7 protein-coding genes are annotated in these 5,570 nt (G+C 41.1%); all 7 read left to right on the top strand.

The window, feature by feature from the left end; genetic code table 11:
• A partial coding sequence (locus SINDD18_RS11290) for a tetrapyrrole methylase (RefSeq protein ID WP_241497332.1) occupies positions 1 to 270 on the top strand: 270 nt, incomplete at its 5' end.
• Positions 271 to 402: 132 nt separating this feature from the next.
• On the top strand, positions 403 to 1,737 hold the full coding sequence (gene trmFO, locus SINDD18_RS04235) for a methylenetetrahydrofolate--tRNA-(uracil(54)-C(5))-methyltransferase (FADH(2)-oxidizing) TrmFO (protein WP_060955858.1): 1,335 nt from the start codon (positions 403 to 405) through the stop codon (positions 1,735 to 1,737).
• A gap of 86 nt (positions 1,738 to 1,823) precedes the next feature.
• Positions 1,824 to 2,558, top strand: a complete 735-nt coding sequence (pyrH, locus tag SINDD18_RS04230; protein WP_000433488.1) for a UMP kinase — start codon at positions 1,824 to 1,826, stop codon at positions 2,556 to 2,558.
• A gap of 9 nt (positions 2,559 to 2,567) precedes the next feature.
• Positions 2,568 to 3,125 (top strand): ribosome recycling factor, encoded by a 558-nt coding sequence (gene frr, locus SINDD18_RS04225; protein WP_001262232.1) that lies wholly within the window; start codon positions 2,568 to 2,570, stop codon positions 3,123 to 3,125.
• 60 nt (positions 3,126 to 3,185) lie between these two features.
• Positions 3,186 to 4,040: an RNA-binding virulence regulatory protein CvfB gene (gene cvfB / locus SINDD18_RS04220; protein ID WP_060955857.1), complete on the top strand. Its 855-nt coding sequence runs from the start codon at positions 3,186 to 3,188 to the stop codon at positions 4,038 to 4,040.
• Between the two features lie 8 nt (positions 4,041 to 4,048).
• Complete coding sequence (locus SINDD18_RS04215) at positions 4,049 to 4,264, top strand: YozE family protein (RefSeq protein WP_001232087.1); 216 nt, start codon at positions 4,049 to 4,051, stop codon at positions 4,262 to 4,264.
• Positions 4,265 to 4,473: 209 nt separating this feature from the next.
• The gene (locus SINDD18_RS04210; protein ID WP_061863241.1) at positions 4,474 to 5,460 is read left to right on the top strand and encodes a PhoH family protein; all 987 of its coding nucleotides are present in this window, start codon (positions 4,474 to 4,476) and stop codon (positions 5,458 to 5,460) included.
• Positions 5,461 to 5,570: the final 110 nt, after the last annotated feature.

Below are 5,570 nucleotides of genomic sequence, written 5' to 3'. Positions count from 1 at the left end.
GAAGAATACCAACGAGGTAAGATTACAGAGTTACTAGAAAGTATTTCTGAAACACCACTTAAGGGCGAGTGTCTTCTCATTGTAGAGGGTGCTAGTCAAGGAGTAGAGGATAAGGATGAAGAGGACTTGTTCTCAGAAATCCAAGAACGTATCCAACAAGGAATCAAGAAAAATCAAGCCATTAAGGAAGTTGCGAAGATTTACCAATGGAACAAAAGCCAGCTCTACGCTGCCTACCACGAATGGGAAGAGAAACAAGAAAACAAATAAACAGGGAAGTTTGCCTTCTTCCCTTTTTTTGTTATACTATAAGAAGAAAAAAAATAGAAAGATTTGTGGGTGTCAAACAGTCCGGTGATTTTTGAAATGGATTTAAGTTTCACCCAAAGAGGTATTAGTGTCGTGTCTCAATCTTATATCAATGTTATCGGTGCGGGATTGGCGGGTTCTGAAGCAGCCTACCAAATCGCAGAGCGTGGTATTCCAGTTAAACTTTATGAAATGCGTGGTGTCAAGTCAACACCGCAACACAAAACTGACAATTTTGCAGAATTAGTGTGTTCTAATTCCTTGCGTGGGGATGCTCTTACAAATGCTGTCGGCCTCCTCAAAGAAGAAATGCGTCGCCTAGGTTCTCTTATCTTGGAATCTGCTGAAGCAACCCGTGTTCCTGCAGGTGGTGCTCTCGCGGTGGACCGTGACGGTTTTTCTCAAATGGTTACTGAAAAGATTGCCAACCATCCCTTGATTGAGGTCGTTCGTGACGAAATTACAGAATTGCCAACGGATGTTATTACAGTTGTGGCGACTGGTCCCTTGACTAGCGATGCACTTGCTGAGAAAATTCATGCTCTTAATGGTGGTGACGGTTTTTATTTCTACGATGCTGCAGCGCCTATTGTGGATGTTAATACGATTAATATGAATAAGGTTTATCTCAAATCTCGTTATGATAAGGGAGAAGCAGCCTATCTCAATGCTCCTATGACCAAGCAAGAGTTTATGGATTTCCATGAAGCCTTGGTCAATGCAGAAGAAGCTCCGTTGAATTCTTTCGAAAAAGAAAAATATTTTGAAGGATGCATGCCAATCGAAGTCATGGCTAAACGGGGTATCAAAACCATGCTCTATGGTCCTATGAAACCAGTTGGTTTGGAGTATCCAGACGATTACACAGGTCCTCGTGATGGAGACTTTAAAACTCCTTATGCGGTCGTTCAGCTTCGTCAGGACAATGCTGCAGGTAGTCTTTATAACATCGTTGGTTTCCAAACTCACCTTAAATGGGGAGAACAAAAGCGTGTCTTCCAAATGATTCCAGGTCTTGAAAATGCAGAGTTTGTCCGTTATGGAGTCATGCACCGCAATTCTTACATGGATTCACCAAATCTTCTTGAGCAGACATACCGTTCTAAGAAACAGCCAAATCTATTCTTCGCTGGTCAGATGACGGGTGTGGAAGGCTATGTTGAGTCAGCGGCATCAGGTCTAGTAGCTGGTATTAACGCAGCTCGTATTTTCAAGGGAGAAAGTCCTGCTATTTTCCCAGAGACAACAGCAATTGGAAGTCTAGCTCATTACATCACCCATGCTGATAGTAAACACTTCCAACCAATGAACGTCAATTTCGGAATTATCAAGGAATTGGAAGGCGACCGCATTCGTGATAAGAAGGCTCGTTATGAAAAAATTGCAGAGCGTGCCTTGGCTGATTTGGAAAACTTTTTATCCGTTTAAAATTTTCAAAAGAATAACTCATGAGACTATAAAATTCTCAAAAAATGTGATAGAATAGTTTGAATAAAATAAAGGAGCGAAGTCAGGTGGAACCCAAATATAAACGTATTTTGATTAAGTTATCAGGTGAGGCCCTTGCTGGCGAACGTGGTGTCGGAATTGACATCAAAACAGTTCAAGCAATGGCTCAAGAAATTCAAGAAGTACATAACTTAGGTATTGAGATTGCCCTCGTTATTGGTGGAGGAAATCTCTGGCGTGGAGAACCTGCTGCAGAAGCTGGAATGGATCGTGTACAAGCAGATTATACAGGAATGCTTGGAACCGTTATGAATGCTCTTGTAATGGCAGATTCATTGCAACAAGTTGGTGTGGATACACGTGTTCAAACAGCCATTGCTATGCAACAAGTAGCAGAACCTTACGTTCGTGGTCGTGCCCTTCGTCATCTTGAAAAAGGACGCATAGTTATCTTTGGTGCGGGAATTGGTTCACCATACTTCTCAACAGATACAACAGCGGCTCTTCGTGCAGCTGAGATTGAAGCGGACGCTATCTTGATGGCTAAGAATGGGGTTGATGGTGTCTACAATGCTGATCCTAAAAAAGATAAGACAGCTGTTAAATTTGAAGAGTTGACTCACCGTGACGTGATCAATAAAGGTCTCCGTATCATGGACTCAACAGCTTCAACACTTTCAATGGACAATGATATTGACTTGGTAGTTTTCAACATGAACCAACCAGGAAATATTAAACGTGTTGTATTTGGTGAAAATATCGGAACTACAGTTTCAAATAATATCGAAGAAAAGGAATAAGAAAAGATTATGGCAAACGCAATCGTAGAAAAAGCAAAAGAGAGAATGACCCAATCTCACCACTCACTTGCTCGTGAGTTTGGAAGTATTCGTGCTGGCCGTGCTAATGCTAGCTTGCTTGACCGCATCCACGTTGAGTACTATGGTGTTGAAACACCACTTAACCAAATTGCTTCTATCACAATCCCAGAAGCGCGTGTCTTGTTGGTAACACCATTTGACAAATCATCTTTGAAAGATATCGAACGTGCTTTGAATGCTTCAGACCTAGGTATTACACCAGCTAACGATGGCTCTGTTATTCGCTTGGTAATCCCAGCTCTTACAGAAGAAACTCGTCGCGACCTTGCTAAAGAAGTGAAAAAAGTCGGTGAAAATGCTAAAGTTGCTATCCGTAATATCCGTCGTGATGCTATGGACGAGGCTAAGAAACAAGAAAAAGCAAAAGAAATCACTGAAGACGAATTGAAGACTCTTGAAAAAGATATTCAAAAAGCAACAGACGATGCTGTTAAACACATCGACGAAATGACTGCCAACAAAGAAAAAGAAATCTTGGAAGTCTAAGAAATAAACAGAAAAACTCAGTTGGCATTGCTGGCTGAGTTTTATTCGAAAGAAGGAAATATGAATACAAATCTTGCAAGTTTTATCGTTGGACTCATCATCGATGAAAATGACCGTTTTTACTTTGTTCAAAAGGATGGTCAAACATATGCCCTAGCTAAAGAAGAAGGTCAGCATACAGTTGGTGATACGGTCAAAGGTTTTGCTTACACAGATATGAAGCAAAAATTGCGCCTCACTACTACAGAAGTGACTGCAACTCAGGAACAATTTGGTTGGGGAACCGTAACAGAGGTTCGTAAGGACCTTGGGGCTTTTGTTGATACAGGATTACCAGACAAGGAAATCGTTGTGTCACTTGATATTCTCCCTGAACTTAAAGAACTCTGGCCAAAGAAAGGTGATCGACTTTATATTCGTCTAGAAGTGGATAAGAAGGACCGTATCTGGGGAATCTTAGCTTATCAGGAAGATTTCCAACGATTGGCACGTCCTGCCTACAATAACATGCAGAATCAAAATTGGCCTGCCATTGTTTACCGTCTCAAATTATCAGGAACTTTCGTCTATCTACCAGAGAACAACATGCTTGGATTTATCCATCCAAGTGAGCGCTATGCGGAACCTCGTTTGGGACAAGTTTTAGATGCGCGTGTCATTGGATTCCGTGAGATTGACCGAACGCTTAATCTCTCTTTAAAACCACGCTCTTTCGAGATGTTGGAAAATGATGCCCAGATGATCTTGACTTATTTGGAAAGCAATGGTGGCTTCATGACCTTGAATGATAAGTCATCACCAGATGATATCAAGGCTACTTTCGGTATTTCAAAAGGTCAGTTTAAAAAAGCACTCGGTGGTTTAATGAAAGCTGGAAAAATTAAACAAGACCAGTTTGGTACTGAATTAATTTAGGGAGGCTTATGAGAAAATCATTTTATACTTGGCTGATGACCGAGCGAAACCCTAAAAGCAATAGTCCCAAAGCAATTTTAGCGGATCTTGCCTTTGAGGAATCCGCCTTTCCGAAACATACAGATGATTTCGATCAAGTGAGTCGTTTTTTAGAGGAACATGCTAGCTTTTCCTTTAATATGGGAGACTTCGATCGTATCTGGCAGGAATATTTAGAACATTAAGGCTACTAGATGAGGTTTGGGATAGTAATTTCTCAGCCTCTTTGCTATAATATAGTCATTCAGTTATCTTTTATGAGGATTTTACTTATTTTGGCAAGTATCGTTTACCATTACGAATTGTCAAAGTGATAGGATTTTTGAAAGTTATTTCATACTTAAAAGAAAACAAAATGATAAAACGAAATAAGAGAATTAGAGAGGTTCTTTGTTTGAAGGAACATTCAATAGATATTCAACTGAGTCATCCAGATGACCTATTTCATCTTTTTGGGTCCAATGAGCGCCACCTTAGATTGATGGAGGATGAATTAGATGTCATCATCCATGCCCGTACAGAGATTGTACAAGTCTTGGGAGCAGAGAATGCTTGTGAGGAAGCCCGTCAAGTTATCCAAGCCTTAGTGGTCTTGGTTAATCGTGGAATGACTGTTGGAACTCCAGATGTGGTGACAGCCATTACCATGGTTAAGAATAATGAAATCGATAAGTTTGTCGCCCTCTATGAAGAAGAGATTATCAAGGATAATACAGGTAAGCCCATCCGTGTTAAAACCTTGGGTCAAAAGCTTTATGTGGATAGTGTCAAGCAACACGATGTGACCTTTGGGATTGGGCCAGCAGGAACAGGTAAGACCTTCTTAGCAGTGACTTTGGCCGTAACAGCTCTCAAGCGTGGACAAGTCAAGCGAATCATTTTGACACGTCCAGCAGTGGAAGCGGGAGAGAGCCTTGGATTTCTTCCAGGTGATCTCAAGGAAAAGGTAGATCCTTACCTTCGTCCTGTTTATGATGCCTTGTACCAGATTCTCGGAAAAGACCAAACAACTCGTCTCATGGAACGTGAAATCATTGAAATCGCTCCACTTGCCTATATGCGTGGGCGTACCTTGGATGATGCCTTCGTTATCTTGGATGAAGCGCAAAATACAACCATCATGCAGATGAAGATGTTCTTGACCCGTCTTGGATTTAACTCGAAAATGATTGTCAATGGTGATATTAGCCAGATTGACCTGCCACGTAATGTCAAGTCAGGTTTGATTGATGCTCAGGAAAAACTCAAGAATATTCACCAGATTGACTTTGTTCATTTCTCAGCCAAGGATGTGGTTCGCCATCCAGTCGTTGCTCAGATTATCAGAGCCTATGAACCTCGACCTGTCAAAGCTGAAGAAAGTGAAGAAGAAAGAGAATAAGGAAAAAGGACCTAGGCAAAAACTAGCTTTCCAATAAAACCACACAGTGATTTCAGTCTTGAATACAATCAAGCTGAAAGAAACACTGTGTGGTTTTTGAAGGCTCTTTG

This window comes from Streptococcus infantis (assembly GCF_001579645.1).
Taxonomy (GTDB): domain Bacteria; phylum Bacillota; class Bacilli; order Lactobacillales; family Streptococcaceae; genus Streptococcus; species Streptococcus infantis_E.
Note: the sequence above shows the minus strand (reverse complement) of the source record. Positions and strands in the feature narration are given on the sequence as shown.

Bases quoted from the DNA above. Each gene is read 5' to 3' on its own strand.
- frr (WP_001262232.1), top strand. From the start codon at position 2,568: ATGGCAAACGCAATCGTAGAAAAAGCAAAAGAGAGAATGACCCAATCT.
- cvfB (WP_060955857.1), top strand. From the start codon at position 3,186: ATGAATACAAATCTTGCAAGTTTTATCGTTGGACTCATCATCGATGAA.
- SINDD18_RS04215 (WP_001232087.1), top strand. From the start codon at position 4,049: ATGAGAAAATCATTTTATACTTGGCTGATGACCGAGCGAAACCCTAAA.